Source organism: Chitinophaga sp. CF118 (assembly GCF_900112615.1).
In the GTDB taxonomy this organism is placed as follows: Bacteria; Bacteroidota; Bacteroidia; order Chitinophagales; family Chitinophagaceae; genus Chitinophaga.
The window spans coordinates 202,257-218,762 of sequence record NZ_FOMK01000008.1; the positions used below are offsets into that span (position 1 = coordinate 202,257).

At 41.2% G+C, this 16,506-nt stretch carries 15 protein-coding genes; 9 read left to right on the forward strand and 6 right to left on the reverse strand.

All coding sequences use genetic code 11. The features are described from left to right. Nucleotides 1-27: 27 nt before the first annotated feature. Nucleotides 28-696 (reverse strand): hypothetical protein, encoded by a 669-nt coding sequence (locus BM176_RS25030; protein ID WP_090107087.1) that lies wholly within the window; start codon nucleotides 694-696, stop codon nucleotides 28-30. A gap of 201 nt (nucleotides 697-897) precedes the next feature. Continuing rightward, nucleotides 898-1,254, reverse strand: a complete 357-nt coding sequence (locus BM176_RS25035) for a winged helix-turn-helix transcriptional regulator (RefSeq protein ID WP_090107088.1) — start codon at nucleotides 1,252-1,254, stop codon at nucleotides 898-900. Nucleotides 1,255-1,396: 142 nt separating this feature from the next. On the opposite strand from BM176_RS25035, the gene BM176_RS25040 reads away from it, so the two are divergent. From BM176_RS25040 to BM176_RS25060, 5 genes are all read left to right on the forward strand, one after another. Then, nucleotides 1,397-2,347 (forward strand): MBL fold metallo-hydrolase, encoded by a 951-nt coding sequence (locus BM176_RS25040; RefSeq protein WP_090107089.1) that lies wholly within the window; start codon nucleotides 1,397-1,399, stop codon nucleotides 2,345-2,347. A 463-nt stretch (nucleotides 2,348-2,810) separates the two neighbouring features. Then, a complete protein-coding gene (locus tag BM176_RS25045; RefSeq protein WP_177230536.1) occupies nucleotides 2,811-4,193 on the forward strand; it encodes a C10 family peptidase in 1,383 nt (460 codons plus the stop codon). 28 nt (nucleotides 4,194-4,221) lie between these two features. After that, a complete protein-coding gene (locus BM176_RS25050) occupies nucleotides 4,222-5,178 on the forward strand; it encodes a protein-glutamine glutaminase family protein (RefSeq protein ID WP_143097920.1) in 957 nt (318 codons plus the stop codon). A gap of 68 nt (nucleotides 5,179-5,246) precedes the next feature. Then, nucleotides 5,247-6,362 carry a clostripain-related cysteine peptidase gene (locus tag BM176_RS25055; protein ID WP_090107092.1) on the forward strand — a complete coding sequence of 372 codons (1,116 nt, stop codon included), beginning with the start codon at nucleotides 5,247-5,249 and terminating at the stop codon, nucleotides 6,360-6,362. Between the two features lie 21 nt (nucleotides 6,363-6,383). Beyond that, nucleotides 6,384-7,754 (forward strand): C10 family peptidase, encoded by a 1,371-nt coding sequence (locus BM176_RS25060; RefSeq protein ID WP_090107093.1) that lies wholly within the window; start codon nucleotides 6,384-6,386, stop codon nucleotides 7,752-7,754. A 43-nt stretch (nucleotides 7,755-7,797) separates the two neighbouring features. Here BM176_RS25060 and BM176_RS25065 read toward each other — a convergent pair whose 3' ends face one another. The 3 genes from BM176_RS25065 to BM176_RS25080 all read right to left on the reverse strand — a co-directional run bounded on the left by BM176_RS25065 (nucleotide 7,798) and on the right by BM176_RS25080 (nucleotide 11,407). Beyond that, nucleotides 7,798-8,307, reverse strand: coding sequence for a hypothetical protein (locus BM176_RS25065; protein ID WP_090107094.1), 510 nt, complete (start codon nucleotides 8,305-8,307; stop codon nucleotides 7,798-7,800). A 23-nt stretch (nucleotides 8,308-8,330) separates the two neighbouring features. After that, on the reverse strand, nucleotides 8,331-8,639 hold the full coding sequence (locus BM176_RS25070; protein WP_090107095.1) for a hypothetical protein: 309 nt from the start codon (nucleotides 8,637-8,639) through the stop codon (nucleotides 8,331-8,333). Between the two features lie 383 nt (nucleotides 8,640-9,022). Beyond that, nucleotides 9,023-11,407 carry a TonB-dependent receptor gene (locus BM176_RS25080; RefSeq protein ID WP_218162277.1) on the reverse strand — a complete coding sequence of 795 codons (2,385 nt, stop codon included), beginning with the start codon at nucleotides 11,405-11,407 and terminating at the stop codon, nucleotides 9,023-9,025. Between the two features lie 343 nt (nucleotides 11,408-11,750). Between BM176_RS25080 and BM176_RS25085 the strand changes: the two genes are divergently transcribed. Both BM176_RS25085 and BM176_RS25090 read left to right on the forward strand, forming a co-directional pair. Further along, nucleotides 11,751-12,809, forward strand: a complete 1,059-nt coding sequence (locus BM176_RS25085; RefSeq protein ID WP_090107098.1) for a sensor histidine kinase — start codon at nucleotides 11,751-11,753, stop codon at nucleotides 12,807-12,809. 4 nt (nucleotides 12,810-12,813) lie between these two features. Continuing rightward, a complete protein-coding gene (locus BM176_RS25090) occupies nucleotides 12,814-13,548 on the forward strand; it encodes a LytR/AlgR family response regulator transcription factor (RefSeq protein ID WP_090107099.1) in 735 nt (244 codons plus the stop codon). A gap of 214 nt (nucleotides 13,549-13,762) precedes the next feature. On the opposite strand, the gene BM176_RS25095 is transcribed toward BM176_RS25090, so the two are convergent. Next, a complete protein-coding gene (locus tag BM176_RS25095; protein ID WP_090107100.1) occupies nucleotides 13,763-14,653 on the reverse strand; it encodes a winged helix-turn-helix domain-containing protein in 891 nt (296 codons plus the stop codon). Between the two features lie 178 nt (nucleotides 14,654-14,831). Here BM176_RS25095 and BM176_RS25100 point away from each other — a divergent pair, with 178 nt between their 5' ends. Beyond that, on the forward strand, nucleotides 14,832-15,368 hold the full coding sequence (locus BM176_RS25100) for a hypothetical protein (RefSeq protein WP_090107101.1): 537 nt from the start codon (nucleotides 14,832-14,834) through the stop codon (nucleotides 15,366-15,368). Between the two features lie 20 nt (nucleotides 15,369-15,388). Continuing rightward, the gene (locus BM176_RS25105) at nucleotides 15,389-16,423 is read left to right on the forward strand and encodes a WD40/YVTN/BNR-like repeat-containing protein (protein ID WP_090107102.1); all 1,035 of its coding nucleotides are present in this window, start codon (nucleotides 15,389-15,391) and stop codon (nucleotides 16,421-16,423) included. Nucleotides 16,424-16,506 lie beyond the last annotated feature (83 nt).

A 16,506-nucleotide genomic window follows, 5' to 3' on the forward strand; every position in this document is an offset into this window, starting at 1 on the left:
TTTTTCTGAATATCGGTTCATGAATGGTTACGCTGGCCGGAGGTCGCCGGGGAAATAACGTTTTTTCCGTATCTCGCCATCCACCATCAGAAAATACATATTAGTTTTGTACTTCTCATGGTAGATGCTGGATATAACATGTCCGGTACGTAACGTTTTAACATTAGGTCCGATGATGGTTGATACCCGCTGACCGAACTCAAATTCTGCATCCGGAAATTTTTTTTCTCCGTATATTAATTGTGCAAAATAGATGCTCATCTCGTCGGCATTTGCCATTGTAAGGGTGCGCATTACAGTATTGAAAAAGGCATCGCTGTGGTCGCGGATAGCCCAAGCTAATATGGGCTTTGCTATCAATAATTTTTCTTCTCTGCCTCCAAAATTGTTATCCCAGGCAAATACCTCTATGAGGGTGCCCCTGCCAGGGGCACTTCCCCATTTGACGGTTACTGATGAGTCGAATTTGAAGGAACAGGGTGTTCCGTCTATACCGCGAGGCGACTTTGACAGGTGTTTATAGAAGCTGATCATAGCGGTCAGTTTGATAGGATTTTTATGCGTCCATCTGAGTATTGAGCCAAAGCCTATGTCCAGGTCACAGGTACAATAAATCTTTACTTTACGGGTCCAGTGTGGACCGGGACCTGAGATGATATTATTCTGTTTTGAAAAAAGGGTGATGTTCTGAAACATGCTGACCGGGTTTTCTGATCGTATAAGGGATAGACAAAGATACTATTGCAAAAGCAAAATCTGGCTTATCTTGTTTAACACCTTGCTGGCTTATAGCTTAATGACGGCTGCCATTGAATCGAACCTTGTTTCAGACTGATTTTGTAATAATCACGTCGTCCATGTTGAATACTATCCTCGGATAATGCACATAAATTTTCATCAGGCTGTTTGTAATGTAGGGTGCTGACCAGGATTTTCAAGATACTGTGTTCCCCAATCGTCCATTACTTTAATAACAGGAAGTAAAGACATCCCTAAACTGGTTAAGGAATATTCAACTTTAGGAGGTAGTACCGGATAAATTACTTTCTCGATAATTCCATGTTCTTCCAGCTCCGTAAGCTGTTGATACAAAACTCTACGGGTAGCATTCGGATTTAACCGCTGTAGTTCACCTGGCCTTTTGTATCCGCGCGAAATGTTATGGATCAAACACGGTTTCCATTTGCCACCAATAATTTCCATAATCATAGCCATCCCACAATTCAGGTCTTTAGGAATTTTTCTATCACTCATACAATACCGATTTGTAGAATAAAATTAAGCATTAAAACCATATTAAGCTATAGGGATAATTTTAACCCTATGCTATAATGAAGTACGTACTTGCCAGCGATGTACGAAGCACATAGCTTTGTATTCATTAAAAAATTAAACAATGAAAAAAATAAAACTAATAATTAGTTGTATGTTCCTTGCATATGCTACTGCTGCACAGGATCAACCAAAAGTATTTACTCAACCCAGCAGCTATCACATGTTACTTGGCAATATTGAAATTATTGCATTTTCAGATGGTAGTATTCCACTGGATCTTAATAAGGTACTGACAAATACAACTCCTGCTGAAATTGAGAAGTTGACTAATAACAATTTCCAGACACCGGTGATAGAAGCTTCCGTCAATGCCTATCTCATCAAAATGGACGCTAAATTAATTTTGGTGGATGCAGGCACTGCAGAGCTTTACGGGCCAGCGCTCGGATATCTGCCTGCAAATCTTATTAAAGCAGGTTATGATCCTGAACAGATAGATGCCATATTAATTACCCATATTCACACTGATCATACAGGAGGTTTAATGGATGGAGATAAAATGGTATTCCCAAATGCTACATTGTACGTAAGCAAAAAAGAAGCTGACTATTGGCTGAGTGAGGAAAACTATGCCAATGCGCCTGCCAGATTAAAGAAGTACTTCGATGAAGCCCGTTTAAAAATGACACCCTATGTAAAGGCAGGCAAAGTAAAAACATTTGATTATGGTGCAGAACTTTTCCCAGGTATATTACCTGTTGCAAGCCCGGGACATACGCCTGGTCATACATTCTATCAGGTATCAAGTAAAAGAGAGAAAATTATGTTCTGGGGCGATATTATGCATGCTGGGCCAATACAGTTTGCTAACCCTGATGTTACCATCGCTTTTGACGTAGACCCTCAGGCGGCTGCAGCAATGCGAAAAAAAGCATTTCTGGAAGCTGCTAAAGAAAAATACTGGGTGGCAGGAGATCATTTATCATTCCCAGGTATTGGACATATTCGTAAAACCGGGAAGGGGTATACCTGGTATCCTATTATTTACACAACTACCGGTATAGGGCAATAATGAAAAAACTTATCAATTTCTATGTATGGCTATCACTGCTTAGTTTGCCACTGACCGCCCAAAACAGAAATAAAATTTTTCAAGCCTATGAATGTTTTTAAGATATGTTAAAAAAATGTTAATACGAATGGGGAGTGAAAATCTTAATTTTTTTAACCATTATATTTGTCACAACTTAAATGATTAATAACCCGTATTTCTGGACATCTCGACATTACCCTGATTCCCAAAAAACAAAAATTAATTTTTATTGCTACTAACTAATAACATCAACCTTGATAGTTAGTTCAACTCTTATGTTTCAACCGAACGATAGATAGACCCTGTAGTATCAACAAGCGAACTTTATTCTGTAGCATCAACTATAGCCCATTAGCTTATTCCATTTATTTATGACGTACCAGCAGCAGAATGCTGGATGGATGCTTATTTTCCTAAACCCACGAACAATCCCCGTTTATTTATGAAAAAAATAACCACTGCTTTCTATGTCCTGTTACTGATAGCAATCATGCCAGTTGTATCCTGCAAAAAGGATGCTGACAACAAGCAAGGCATTTCAACCCCTGCTGAAGGACTGTTGGCATTATCCGACGACGAGATAGCCAGTATTGCCTTTGCTGAACCTAAAGAATTAACCCCGGAAATGGTGCTTACAATTGCCCGCAATTTCGAGGACTCCATCTCTAAAACCCCACTTTCGAAAGGTACTTCTCAACCCACATTTAAGATTACCGGCAAATCATATTTCGATGCAAAAGGCCGGAGCATTGCATTATCCACTAAAAGTGCGGATGCTACCACCATCCCTGTTTTTAATGTTGCTATAAACAGCGGCAGGAAAACCCGTGTTGCTGTTGTATCCGGTGACGAACGAATGCCTGTGGTCATTGCCTATACAGGCCAGATAAAACAGGATGATCCTTTGCTGGCAATCTCGCGTCTGGCCCTCATCGAAAAGGTAAAAGAAGTTGAAAAGCTGGTAGATTCTCTATACACACCTACCATCAAAAAATTACAGCAGGAATTCGGAACACTTCCCGATAAGCATGTATATGAATATGTTAAGAACAAAATTGTTTCTAAACATGCCATTCCCGGAACCAAGAGCAGAAAGGAAATCGGCGCATTATCCGGAATTATATCGCAGATAGGTCCATTAACAATGACCGAATGGGATCAAACCGATCCATTCAACCAGCTGATGGATGTCGGAAATTGCGATTATCCGGGTGAACGATATCCCGCCGGCTGTTTTGTAGTTGCGGCGGCTCAGATACAGGCCTACTATCGCCCGGCCCTGAATATAAATTACTTAGGTAACGTAGTGCCTATTCAATGGGATCCTATTCTGGTTGATCCCTGGGGTGGAGACCTTAGCAGCAATCATCTCACTGCATTTATCAAGCACGTTTTCGCTGCCTGCGAGACTACCTACAATTGTGAAGGCTCATCAACAACCGATACCAAGGGTATCAACTATCTCAAACAAACAATGAGTGTGGGCACGACCACAAGTATGACCGATGTAAAAAGCTCACTGGACCAGTTAAAACTGGTACTGGTTACAGGACACAGGCAGGCTACCGGTGGTGGCACCGTTGGCCATGCGTGGGTGATAGACGGATACGCAGTAACCCGGTTAAAACCAGGTGAATCAATTGTGGGAAATGCCGTATGGCAGCGTTACAACATGTATGTTCATTGTAACCTCGGCTGGGGTGGCGGCGGAACCGGTTACTACCTGGTAGGAAAGGACGCAGCTGGTTATTTGACTTATGAACCCTATGTTGGTCGTGAATATAATCTCAACATCAAATACTACCACAACCTCACTAAACTATAGTCCATCATCTAATCTCAAAAAAATCATTATGAAAAAAACTCTCACCTATTTGTTCGTTTTACTAATGGGAATTGGCTACACGTTTGTAGCCTGTAACAAAGAAAATAAAAGTGAAACGCCCGTTGAAACCATTGTCAGAACTGATTCCACACGCGACTTTGGAAGTTTAACCCCAACAACAGTAAATGTTAGCAACAACCGGGCAAATATCTATTTTGTCCAAACTCCGCTGGTATTTACCCTGGATCTCAGAGAAAAAGGCAGCAAGCAGTATCTCGACCTGATCAATACCGCTATTAAGAAAGACATACCTGTAGCCATTTCTATTTATAAACATGGTGGTATAGGAAGTATGCTGGAAATAGCAGGTGTTAAAGATGCTCCGCTCCAGGCGCTTGAAAAATTTGCCGTTGACTACTCGCCGAAGAAACCCCTGCTGATCAGCAAGGAAGAAGATATTGTACCAATTCCCACTGAGGCATTAATGAACCTGATGTTCACTGCCTGTCAAAGTGATCCTGTTCAAACATTTGCCTATAAAGCAGACGGTTGTTATGCCAGGGCACATGAAATGCGCAAAGTGCTGGAAGATAACGGATACGCCTGCGGAAAACTGTTTATCTATGCTTCTTCAAGCCCATTGGCAGTAAGTGTTTCGTCATCCTGCTGTCAAACCTGGAGCTTCCATGTTGCACCATTGGTAAGATTCTATGATGCATCCGGTGTAGCGCAGGTCCGCATATTTGATCCATCCCTGTTTTCAACTCCTGTGACCAAGGACCAATGGTTCGCAGCATGCAAAAGCAGCTGTTTCCCTGGTGCTAACATAGGCTCTACATTCCTGGCACAACCTTATGTTTATAACAGGGCAACGAATGGCTCTATCGCCAGAGATAACAATTATTCAAAAACACAATGTACATTAAATGCATATGCTGGTTATAGTGGTGGATGTTTCTCGCTTCCAGGTGCATGTAGCTGGTAAATTACTTTTTGAATAATAACAGGAGCCGGCTTTTTCAGCCGGTTCTTGCACATCATAAATTATTTAGGATGAATACAGTCTTTCACTTAAAACTGGCCCTGATTTCTTTATTGTTAGTGTTTTTTTACGCTTGTAAAAAAGAGACTGCAGATCCGGAACCCGCTATTCCTGAACGATCCGTTTTGATTTATATCGGTGCAAATAACAACCTGCACGACGATGCCCTGATAACTATGGAGCATATAGTTGAGGGGGCAAAATCTGTTACCGGCGGTAGCCTGGTTGTTTATTTAAAAACACAATTCAATTCCTGCCTCCTGAAGATAGGTACAGGCAAATCAAATGTGCGGATTGATACGATAAAGCAATACGCCTCAGGCAATTCTTCAGATCCGGATTTTATGCGTAAAGTAATTCAGGATGCAAGAGTGAGCGCGCCAGCCAGATCATACGGTCTTGTACTATGGTCGCATGCGACTGGATGGGAACCAGCAGACAAAGTGCATACCGAATCATTCGGATCAGACGACTTCAGGGAAATGGATATCAAAGATTTAAAGGATGCCTTGCCTGATGACTGGGAGTATATTATGTTTGACGCCTGTTCCATGTCTTCAGTAGAAGTCGTATATGAGCTGAAGGGAAAATCCAAATATATACTGGCATCCCCGTCAGAAGTGCTAAGTAGCAGTTTCCCATATGACAGAATTTTGCCTCACCTCTTCGAACAGGAGGAAGGGCTTAAAACCGTTGCCAGTAAATTTATCGGTTATTACAAAGAACAATCAGATCTGTATGCTTCGGCAACGGTAGCCCTCATCAACCCGAAGGAAGTAGAGAGGATGGCTGCGCTAACGAAAGAACTGCTGGATAGGAAAAGACCTGTATTCCCTTATAGCCTTGATAATGTTCAGGTCATGGACTTTGATGAAGGCGGACTTGTAACATACGATTTCATGGACTTCCTGGAAAATAATTATGAGGAATCTGACCTGCTGGCCTTGAAAGAACAACTTGCAAAAGTTGTACTTTATAAAGATCATACAGACAAATTCTTTGATGTTCCGATAAAAAGTTATTGCGGATTAAGCATCTATTCTCCTACAGCGAATGATCCATATACAAACTATTACACCACACTAAACTGGTCATCAGCCAGTGACTGGTATCTGCTTTTTCAGTAGATATTTTAAACCTATGTTATCATGAAAAAAACACTCCTTTTAATGTCAGTAGCAACTGCCGGTTTATTTGCATGTAATAAACAGAATGCAGACGTCAACAATGTTACACCCAACAATAAGATCACATTAAGTGAGCCGGAATATAAAAGTCTTTACTATGATAGTCTGAAAGAAATTCCGGAAGACCAGGTTATTTCCCTTGTAAGTGACTTTTTAAACAACACAAAGAAAAAGGTAGGCACGAAGTCAACAGTTACAATAAAGAATGTTTCTGTTAAACCTTTTGCAATACCTACGAAATCAACTGCCCGTTCTGCTGCACCACTTTATAATGTAACCACCGTTAGTAACACCGGTGACACGAGCGTTGCAGTAATTTCAGCTTACGCAAGATGTCCGCAAATCATTGCTTTTGTAAACGGAGGTAAGAATCTGAATGCACCCGAAACACCGGAAGCTGTAAAAATGCTGTTGAACTCATCGCTGCTGGCTTACGAGGATTATCAAAAACAGGCAGATAAGGTTACAGATTCGTTGAAAGTCGCAGCTACCGGAAAGATAGCAGCTTCTCTGGCAGTAACTGAATCAGAAGTAAATCTTGCGCAGGTGAAAAGCCGGATTGCAATAGCAGGAAACCCGGCAACAAAAGCAACGTTGGAGAAAAATCCTATCAGCACGCGGCCAAGTCACACGATTTTTGCCAATTATATGCCCATCATGCTAACTGCATGGGGCCAGGGTATGCCATATAACAGGACGATGCCACAGAGCTGTCCTGATAACTGGTTATGGGATTACCGTTATGCTATCAGTTCCGCCAGTATTGCTATTGCTCAGGTGCTGGCCTTTTATGAGGTGCCAATAACAATGTATGGTTATAACATGGACTGGTATTACCTCACAGAAAATAAAGAAATATGGGAAGAAACCGATTATTTTGGTGCTTATGTCCAGGATCCGCTTTTAAGACGGAACATGGTAGCAGAACTCATGCGTGGGGTAACAGCAGAAGCAGGTATCACCTATACCTGCACAGGCAGTTCAACAAATATCACTACTGTAAGAAACTACCTGAATGCCAAAGAGGTAACCCTGGGTACAGAAACAACTTATAATTTCCCGGCTATCAGAAGTTCCATTGCCGACCTCAAACTTGTATTGATGTATGGACAAACGGCGCAATCACAAGGTCACTGGTGGTTGATAGATGGTGCGATGGTGACCCGTATTACAGGAACTGTTTCACCCGATTTCAATTTTGTACATGTAAACATGGGGCTTGGTGAAACATATAATGGTTATTACCTGATGGGAGATAACAGGTTTGAGACAGGATTTGCTACTTTCCAACAGGGCTTTAAGCTTTATCCAAATATTGTTAGAAGATACTAGCATTAAAATAAAAAAGCCTGTATCACTTCGATACAGGCTTTTTTTATAACGTTATTTTTATAATGATGTTGGTGCCCGACTTTTGAACTGTATACTGATGTTCTGCAATCACAGGATCCTGTACTTTGATAACATATGGCTTACATCTGTTATCTGTTTTTTCTTCTGTGTTGTTGTATGACAGTGTTGTTGTTGTTACATCAGGGATGCTGACGGTATATTTAAATTCACCTTTTTTAAGATCTTCAATATGGAACTTTAAAGATCCATACAAATCGCTACCGGCGTTTGTTACAATAGTACCTGTTGTCTCAGGCACCTCTGATGAACCCTGAGTAATCTTTATTGTTCCGCTTTCAATGTTTTTTGATATAAGAATATTCTCTCCTGTTTGTTTATCCAGAAATATCAACCCTACCTGAACCGGGGGGGCTTCGTTATTCTCGCAGGGAGTTTGATTGGATTTATGGCATCCGGGTGCCGCAAAAACAAGCGCAATAAATATCAGTGGCAGATAAAAAAGCTTTCTTGTTGGCATTCTGTTGTTTTTCATGTGGTGTATTTTATAATATGGGATTATTTTTGCCAGGCCTTTCTGAATGTCGCAATCTCAGCTTCCGAAGCAGTTGCTACTGCTGTGATCTGTCCACTTCCATTATTCTGTATGAAGAACTTGAGGGGAATGAAGTGCTTTTGGCTTTCCAGTATTGCCTCATAGTACAGATCTCCATATGCTACACTTCTGTCAAATTTGAAGAAAGAAGCATATTGTACTAAAGCAATTTTGTATGAAGTCCCGGATTCCGGTGAAATAGTACTTACGGCTGTTATAAGCGAATAAGAACTTTTAATAACTGTTGTATCTGGCTGTGGCAGCACTTTCATTGTTGTAATGTTTGGCTTTTTACAGGCAACAGTCAAGGTTAAGACTAGGGAGCACAGAAAATTAATATGCATATGCTGGGTTTACAAGGTTGATGATACTAAATTAAGGCTTTTAATGCATATATATCGAATTTATCCAACCATTTTATCTTATAGGAGCCTGCAAATACCATCAATCATACAAATGGTTTTCGAGCTTCTTTTACGAAAGAATCGAGCAAATAATTGTAATGTCTTAATTAAAACTTTTATGATATCAACAGGTGGGAATATATCAATTTACACCATTCCATCTCATAATACTTCGGTTAAAATCTTCGATACAATAAAGCTGAGAAGCCCTGTTGCGATGGCACGTAGTGAGATGGCTTTTTAAATCTCTATCAATCGCGATTTCCCTCTTTCCGGCTTCTGAAAACCTGGCCTTCCTTCCGGGTAAATTTGTAACTAAAGCTAAGCCTGAACCTTGTAGCATTAAAATTGTCGGTTTGGTCTATGATGTAATTTTCCCCGGTAGCCACTGACCTTATCTTGCGGGAGTTCAAAACGTTGGTTCCGTCCAGGGTTAGCGTCCCCTTATCTTTGAGCACGTTTTTGCTTAACCCTAATGAGAGGTAGTGGTAAGGTCTTGTATGTCTTTGTGCATTGTTGCCAGGGCCCTGCAAATCATACCTGGCCTGAAACGCTAATCTCCAGGGTAGCTTAACACGTATATTGATCCTGCCATTCCAGGAAGTGTTTGTAAAATCAAAATCAGTTTCTTTATAGTAACCAGTTTGCCTGAACCCGTAAACGCCGAACTGGCCGTTAAGGGTTAACCATTTTACAGGATCATAAATAGCGGATAACTCAAAACCGTAACGGTTTTCCTTGTCCAGATTGAACGGCATTGTTATAAAGGTGCCTTTATCGTTATGATAGGTGTACTGCTCAATGGGTGCTGTCGTGAAATGTGCATATATCGTCGGGTTGAAAGTAAACTTATCCCATTGCCTCAATAATGCAAGTTCAATGACATTGGTGTAAGAAGGGTTTAAGTCAGGGTTCCCAACAAATTGTGCATTGAAATCCGTTAGTTCATTGAAGGGGTATAAATACCATAATTCCGGCCGGTTGATCCGCTTTGCATAACTCATTTGAAGAGTCGATTCTTTACCTATTGCATAGCTCAGATTTATGGTTGCGAATATCCTGCCATAATACTTCCCTTTATTAAAAATGCCTCCCCTGTCCCGGATTCCGATTTGCGTCCATTCGTATCTTAAGCCCAGAAGGTAATTGAACTGGCCAGATTTGCTCCGGTATTGCGCATAGGCGCTCCAGATGCTTTCATTATAATTCAGCTTATTGTCGATATTATCAAATGTTACCCAATCCTTGTCAAGGCCTTGCTCCGCCCTGAAATCGCTTGACACAGATCTGTTTTCTCCTTTAAGGCCTAATTCCAGAATCGATTTATTTTTAAAAGGGTTTACTATATCCGACTGTATGACCAGGTCTTTGCTGGCCCCGATAGAAGTTGTTCTGATGGGATGCAAACCGGTAACTACAGGAAATGTTTTTTGGGTCAACAGGTTCCAGGTTTTATCACTGTTCCAGAAGTCGTATTGCAGATCAATCGTGAACTTTTTGCCCTCTTTATCAAAAGTCCTCGTATAGTTTGATTCCAGTTGATTATAACTGCGGACTTCTTTGGATCTCCCGTTCCGGGTTATGCTGCTGTCGATGCCCGTACTCCCAAAATCATAATCCAGGGTTGTCCCGTCTATATCCTTTGTGGCATTTCTAAAGAATGCCAATGTAAAGGTGTTCCGCGGATTAATGAAGTAGTCCCCTCCGAAATAAACAAGCCTGCCATCATCATGCCTGTTTTCATGTTGCACCTTGCTGAGCGAGGCAGCCGTAATACCTGTTGTCGTTTGTTTCGTGGTATACAACCCTACATAATCCGAATAGCGGCCGCCCAACGTAGCAAACAGGTTCAGTTTGCCTGTTTTGTAGTTCAGGTTAGCATTCAGGTTATAATCGTTGGGAACACCTAATACCAACCTGGCCTGGCCGCTAAGCCCTTCTTTTATATTTTTTTTGAGCACAATATTGATAATCCCGGCAGAGCCGGCAGCATCATAACGGGCAGAGGGGCTGGTTATAATTTCTATCTTTGCAATACTGGCAGCTGGAATTTGTGTCATCACATTGCCGAGTGTAAGCCCCGAGCGTCTCCCGTTTATCAGGACAGTTACGTTGCTGTTGCCCCTCAGCCTGACAGCGCCGCCTGGTTCAACCGCAACTGAAGGTATGCCGTTCAAAATGTCACCAGCTGAGCCACTTTGGGACAATATGTCTTTACCGATCAAATATACTTTCTTGTCAGGCCTCAGCTCCAGTCCGGATTTTTCGCCGGTCACTACCACCTCGTTGAGAGAGGCAGTACCTTCTTTCATAGGTAGCGTGCCCAATTCCAACTTTGCCGTTATGCCAGTCACCGTTAGTGATTGTGTATACGCCTGGTACCCCATGTAAGTAATTTCCAATACATAATTGGCCGGTGGCAATGAATCGATTTTAAAATACCCGTTCTGGCCGGTCAATGAGGCCACTATTGTTTTTCCTGCACTGTCTTTAACTATCACCGGGGCATAAATTACAGGCTCTCCTGTCTTTTCGTTCATCACTTTGCCTGAAATAGAACTTTTACCCGGGTTGCCCTGGCCGGCGATTGATGGCTGCTGCCCATAAAGGGCAAAAGGATAAATGTATGTGGTCATACCTATAATCAAAAGGAAAGTCTGAATTGTCTTTCCGGATATAATTGGATAAAGCCTTTGCCCGATCCGGGAACACTTGTTTGCAGGGTATAAGGTGGACATAGTTGTTCTGGAATGTTTCAATGCAAATGAACACCATTAAAACAGCCGCTTCACAGGATTTTGCCAAACAACAAATTGCAAACCCTATAAAGCCTGGTTGAACCGTTTTTTTTTGAATACAGTATGAAAATGTGCTGAAAACGGTTCAAAAACGGTTGTTTGTCGAAAAGTTGCAATGTAAAATGTCAAAACACTAATTTTGGTTTGATAAAAAAGTTACGCGAACAGACTAATAACAGTAATGACGAAACGTTTTTATATAGCGGGGAACCGGTTACTTACCCATATCCTTTTCTGGCTCGGCTATCTTTTGGTGTACACCAGTGTACATGCGGATGGGGAAGACGGCCTTTTCAATTATTTCCTGAGTGAATTACAAAGGTTGCCGGCAGCAATGTTGGTAACCTATATTAACATTTATGTATTGTTTCCCCACCTCTTTAAGCAAAAAAGATATATCGCTTATGCTACATCTGCGATAGCGCTCCTGTTTGTGGCTTCTCTGTTGGACCGCATATTACTGGAACGGTTTATCGAGCCCACCTTTTTTCCGGATACAACCTACTATGAAGCCATCTTTGTATGGTATTTGATTTTCAAAGTGATGCTTTGGTTTCTGGCGCCTGTACTTTTGTTTACTCTTCTGATTAAAGTTCTGGAACATTGGTTTGACCAGGAACGGATCCACCAGGATACGCTACATGAAAAACTGGAAGCGGAATTGAATTATCTGAAAGCCCAGGTACATCCACATTTCCTGTTTAATACCCTGAACAATCTTTATGCCCTTACACTCCAATCTTCCACCGATGCCCCAAAAGTAGTGCTGAAATTATCGGGGCTGATGCGCTATATGCTTTATGAATCACAATCGGAAGGCATTTCGCTTGATAAAGAAATAGCGCATATCAGAAATTATATCGAACTGGAAAAACTCCGTTACGGCAACAGGCTTGATGTTTCACTTAATGTATCCGGTGAAATTGAAGGTAAAAAAATAGCACCTTTGCTCTTGATCCCGTTCGTGGAAAATGCCTTTAAACATGGAGTAAGCCATGAAACAGACAACGTATGGGTTACTATTGATCTCAAAGTAAAAGATGAGTGGTTAAGCGTAAAGGTCGAGAACAGTCATACGGGGACGGATAGCAGCCCGACAGATAACGTTACCCATGGGGGCGGGATTGGGCTGCTTAATGTAAAGCGAAGGCTTGACCTGCTATATCCGGACACGCATAGATTGATCTTACAAAAGGAACCGGAATATTATACTGTTGACCTTAAAATAAAATTGCAATAATTCGATGGCAGCAAGCAAAATCAGGTGCCTGGTTGTAGATGATGAACCCCTGGCAATAGCTATCCTGGAGGATTATATCGGCCAATTGGAAACTTTGACCCTGGTGGGCAAATGTGACAATGCCATTGAGGCATTGCTATTTTTGCAAAAGAATAAAGTGGACTTATTGTTCCTTGATATCCAGATGCCGAAACTGACAGGTATCGATTTCCTGAAAACGCTATCCAACAGGCCGAAAGTAATTTTTACTACCGCATTCCGGGAGTATGCGCTGGAAGGTTTTGAGCTCAATGTCCTGGATTATCTGCTCAAACCTATTCCTTTCGAACGGTTCCTGGTAGCAATTAATAAATACCATTCCGCAAATGAGTCATCAAATCCTTTACCGCAAATTTTAATTCCTCAGGATAGCGGAACACCTGGCGAACAGTTTATTTATCTTAAGTCAGATAAGAAGATGGTTAAGGTCTTTTTGAAAGACATCTTTTACATCGAAAGCCTGAAAGATTATATCAAAGTAAAAACATCCGCTCAGGAAATAATTACCTACCAGCGGATCGGTTACCTGGAGGAAAAGTTGCCTGACATACAATTCTTGCGTATCCATCGGGCATATATCATTGCAACAGATAAAATCAAATCATTTAGTACCTCTGTTATTGAGGTGGGGGACCTGGAGCTTCCGATTGGCCGCCAATATAAAACAGAGGTCATGAAAGCCCTGGGGATGCGGGAATAATTGAAAATCGCTACATCCGCGTTTTAATGTTCTTTAAAATTGCATTCCGTGAGTTTATAATATGGAAAACGGTGTAACTACCTGGAAATAATATAATTAGCAGGGGTGACTCGAATCCAGTCGTCCTGACAAATGTAAAGGAGCACTGATGTGTTCCTTTATTCGTTTATAGTATTTCGTGTAAATTACACAGTTTTTGGGTTGGGGATTTTTCTTAAGAGTTAATTTCAAGCTTATATCCTTTGCCGCGTATCACCACAATTTTGATATTCGGATCAAATTCAAGTTTTTTTCTAAGTTTTGAGATGAACATATCCAGACTGCGGCCTACTATAACACCTTCATCTTCCCATATCTCTTTTTGTAGCCGGCTTCGCTCGATAGCCTCGTTAGGAGACGATGCGAAAATGCTTAATACACGGGTTTCAGTTCTGGTCAGATCTGTGGTCTTTCCATTCATCATAAGTGTACGGGTCTCCGCGTCGAACGACATCGACCCCAAAGTGATCATACCTGTATGCTGACTGTCAGGTAAGGTCCTCTGCGGCTTGACAGATCTCAAAAAAATAAATCCAGCAAATGCTACCAATAACAGGGCGCCCAAAAAATATCCATTCTTTGCTGTAGTTATACCCGTTGGTTTAAATTTAATGTTAATCATATAACATGCTATGGGTTGCCTTCTTCCTCTACAGGTTATAATATCATCTTTCTTATTTTTTGATATCGCATATCCATAGGCTACACTGGCATTGGCACAGTTAAGTACGTTAACAACGTAATCACTTGCAAGCGGGTCTTTGGCTAACAAACGCTGGGTAGTATTTACTAAAAAGTCGGGTTGGAAAGTAAAATCATGCTCAAACCCGATTTGATATTCATTTTTAGCAATCTTTTTTACCGGTAGCACCCTTGACGTACTGTCGCCCGACTGTAAAAGTAGTTCATGTCCGATCCTGCGAAGTAAAACTTCCCTTCTGGAGATATTAAAATCGTCACTGTACTCCATACTGAAAGCCACGCAGATGACAGAGATAAATACGAATAGTATCAATCCTAACAGGTATTTGCGTTTTCCGGAGAGGAGATTTTGACTAAGACGCATATTGTCAAGTATTTATTTACAAAGTTTACAATTCTATTTACAATCCAAATTCCCGCACTGGAAGATATCAAAGTAATTTTGCTGAATCAACTTTGATAGCATATGAAAAATAAAAGTATGTCTTATCCGATTTGATATCAAGAGAATCTATATGTAATTTAATAAACCGACAAAAATTATGAAAAAAGTAATTTATGCACTGATGTTATCACTGGTTGTGGTGAGCGGACCAGTATTTGCTAATCGTGAAATCAAGAATGAAACTAAGAAGCCGTCCCCCAAGCCGCTTTCTGCTGCTGAAAGGAATGCCGAATTGAAAAAATGGGAGGCTACCCCTGCTGGTATAATGTACAAAAAATGGGAAGCGTCTCCCGCAGGTAAAAAAGTGTATGCCGCTGAAGCTAAAATAAGGAAGCATATTAAAGATTATACCAATATGGAGGGAGTTGTAACCTCTCTTTCTCTTCCGCCAGGCTCAAGATTAGGTTTCGGAGTGATGGTCAGGATTAATGATGACGATTATATTGTAAAATTTGAGCCGGAAAAGTCTCAACTTGAGCAATTGCATAGCCTGAAAGTTAACGACAAAATAATTATAAGAAGCCATAACGTATCGCACGCGCCTAAGTATTCATATCCAATAGTATCGTGCGACTATGTAGAACAAGATAGTAAAGTAATTTTTAAACGTGTTCCCCGCAAAGGCGGTTGCTGAGTAAATAAATTATAAAAAAAATGAAAAGATTATTTGTGTTTGTCCCGGCTATCCTCCTGGTAGCATTTCTATTAAATTCTTTTGTGCTAAAAGAAAAGGATGCGGCCAAAGTAATTAGAAATAAATCAGGGCTTGTAAACACCGTTTTTAAATCTACAGATGGCGGACAAACCTGGCAGGACATCAGCAAAGGGTTGCCCGAAAATTTGCTGAAAGATAGTATCAAGGGAAATAGCTTCTTTGCAAATGATAAAGGGCTGTTTTTAAGGACTGGAAACGGACTCTATCACAGTACACCAAATGCCACAGCTCCTTTTTGGACCAAAGAGATCTCCCCTGACGAACATAGCAGCATTGCCCCCGGTAAGTTCTACAATTACTGGGGTATAAATTTGAAAAAAACAAACGGAACGAGTATATGGTCACCGATATTCGAACTTTTACTGGAGCCACGAATACGCAGCACTTTTGAAACTGCCGGAGGTTCAATTTTCATCGGCATCGACAGAGGCTTTTTTAAAACTGCTGACAATGGAAAAACCTGGAAACATGTCCATGCCGGAAGCCTGGTAGGGCATTTGGCAGAGTCGGATGGCGTACTGGTGGCGATCAGTACGAAAAGGATAATAAGATCGACCGATAATGGCGAAAACTGGGAGTTTGTGACCAGTGAGGACAGTGTGGTTTGGGATGTAAAACAGATCAAAGGTGGATTCGCTGCTATGACTTCCACTTCAGCGTCGAATCCCAGGGGGTTAATGACATCCTTCGACAGTGGTAAAACCTGGCAGTCCATTTATTCCAGCCCTCAGGACAAAGTTGTTATTGATTCAATAAGACGGACCTGGAATGATCGCCCTCGCTTGCAAGCCTTCCAGACTTCAATTACCCAGGTTGGTGAAAACTTTTTTTGTACTCATCCTGACGGCATTTTCAGATCATCAGACAAGGGGAAAACATGGAAATTATTACTTCCTTCTGTAAAAGATAAGGTCTTCAATTTATTTGTTTCAGGCAACGTGATCTATGCCATACCCAGCAAGGGTGGATGTTGAAAACTCAGATTAACATTCATGGATTTCATGTCTGCCCGGGGTCTTGCCATTGATATTTTCGTATAGCTAAACTCTTGCTACCA

What these genes read in the sequence shown, in the direction of transcription:
- BM176_RS25090 (WP_090107099.1), top strand. Translation starts at nt 12,814, where the DNA reads ATGGCAGCAAGCAAAATCAGGTGCCTGGTTGTAGATGATGAACCCCTG.
- BM176_RS25070 (WP_090107095.1), bottom strand. Translation starts at nt 8,639, where the DNA reads ATGAAAGTGCTGCCACAGCCAGATACAACAGTTATTAAAAGTTCTTAT.
- BM176_RS25045 (WP_177230536.1), top strand. Translation starts at nt 2,811, where the DNA reads ATGAAAAAAATAACCACTGCTTTCTATGTCCTGTTACTGATAGCAATC.
- BM176_RS25065 (WP_090107094.1), bottom strand. Translation starts at nt 8,307, where the DNA reads ATGAAAAACAACAGAATGCCAACAAGAAAGCTTTTTTATCTGCCACTG.
- BM176_RS25100 (WP_090107101.1), top strand. Translation starts at nt 14,832, where the DNA reads ATGAAAAAAGTAATTTATGCACTGATGTTATCACTGGTTGTGGTGAGC.
- BM176_RS25055 (WP_090107092.1), top strand. Translation starts at nt 5,247, where the DNA reads ATGAATACAGTCTTTCACTTAAAACTGGCCCTGATTTCTTTATTGTTA.
- BM176_RS25060 (WP_090107093.1), top strand. Translation starts at nt 6,384, where the DNA reads ATGAAAAAAACACTCCTTTTAATGTCAGTAGCAACTGCCGGTTTATTT.
- BM176_RS25095 (WP_090107100.1), bottom strand. Translation starts at nt 14,653, where the DNA reads ATGCGTCTTAGTCAAAATCTCCTCTCCGGAAAACGCAAATACCTGTTA.
- BM176_RS25050 (WP_143097920.1), top strand. Translation starts at nt 4,222, where the DNA reads ATGAAAAAAACTCTCACCTATTTGTTCGTTTTACTAATGGGAATTGGC.
- BM176_RS25085 (WP_090107098.1), top strand. Translation starts at nt 11,751, where the DNA reads ATGACGAAACGTTTTTATATAGCGGGGAACCGGTTACTTACCCATATC.
- BM176_RS25080 (WP_218162277.1), bottom strand. Translation starts at nt 11,407, where the DNA reads ATGACCACATACATTTATCCTTTTGCCCTTTATGGGCAGCAGCCATCA.
- BM176_RS25035 (WP_090107088.1), bottom strand. Translation starts at nt 1,254, where the DNA reads ATGAGTGATAGAAAAATTCCTAAAGACCTGAATTGTGGGATGGCTATG.
- BM176_RS25030 (WP_090107087.1), bottom strand. Translation starts at nt 696, where the DNA reads ATGTTTCAGAACATCACCCTTTTTTCAAAACAGAATAATATCATCTCA.
- BM176_RS25040 (WP_090107089.1), top strand. Translation starts at nt 1,397, where the DNA reads ATGAAAAAAATAAAACTAATAATTAGTTGTATGTTCCTTGCATATGCT.
- BM176_RS25105 (WP_090107102.1), top strand. Translation starts at nt 15,389, where the DNA reads ATGAAAAGATTATTTGTGTTTGTCCCGGCTATCCTCCTGGTAGCATTT.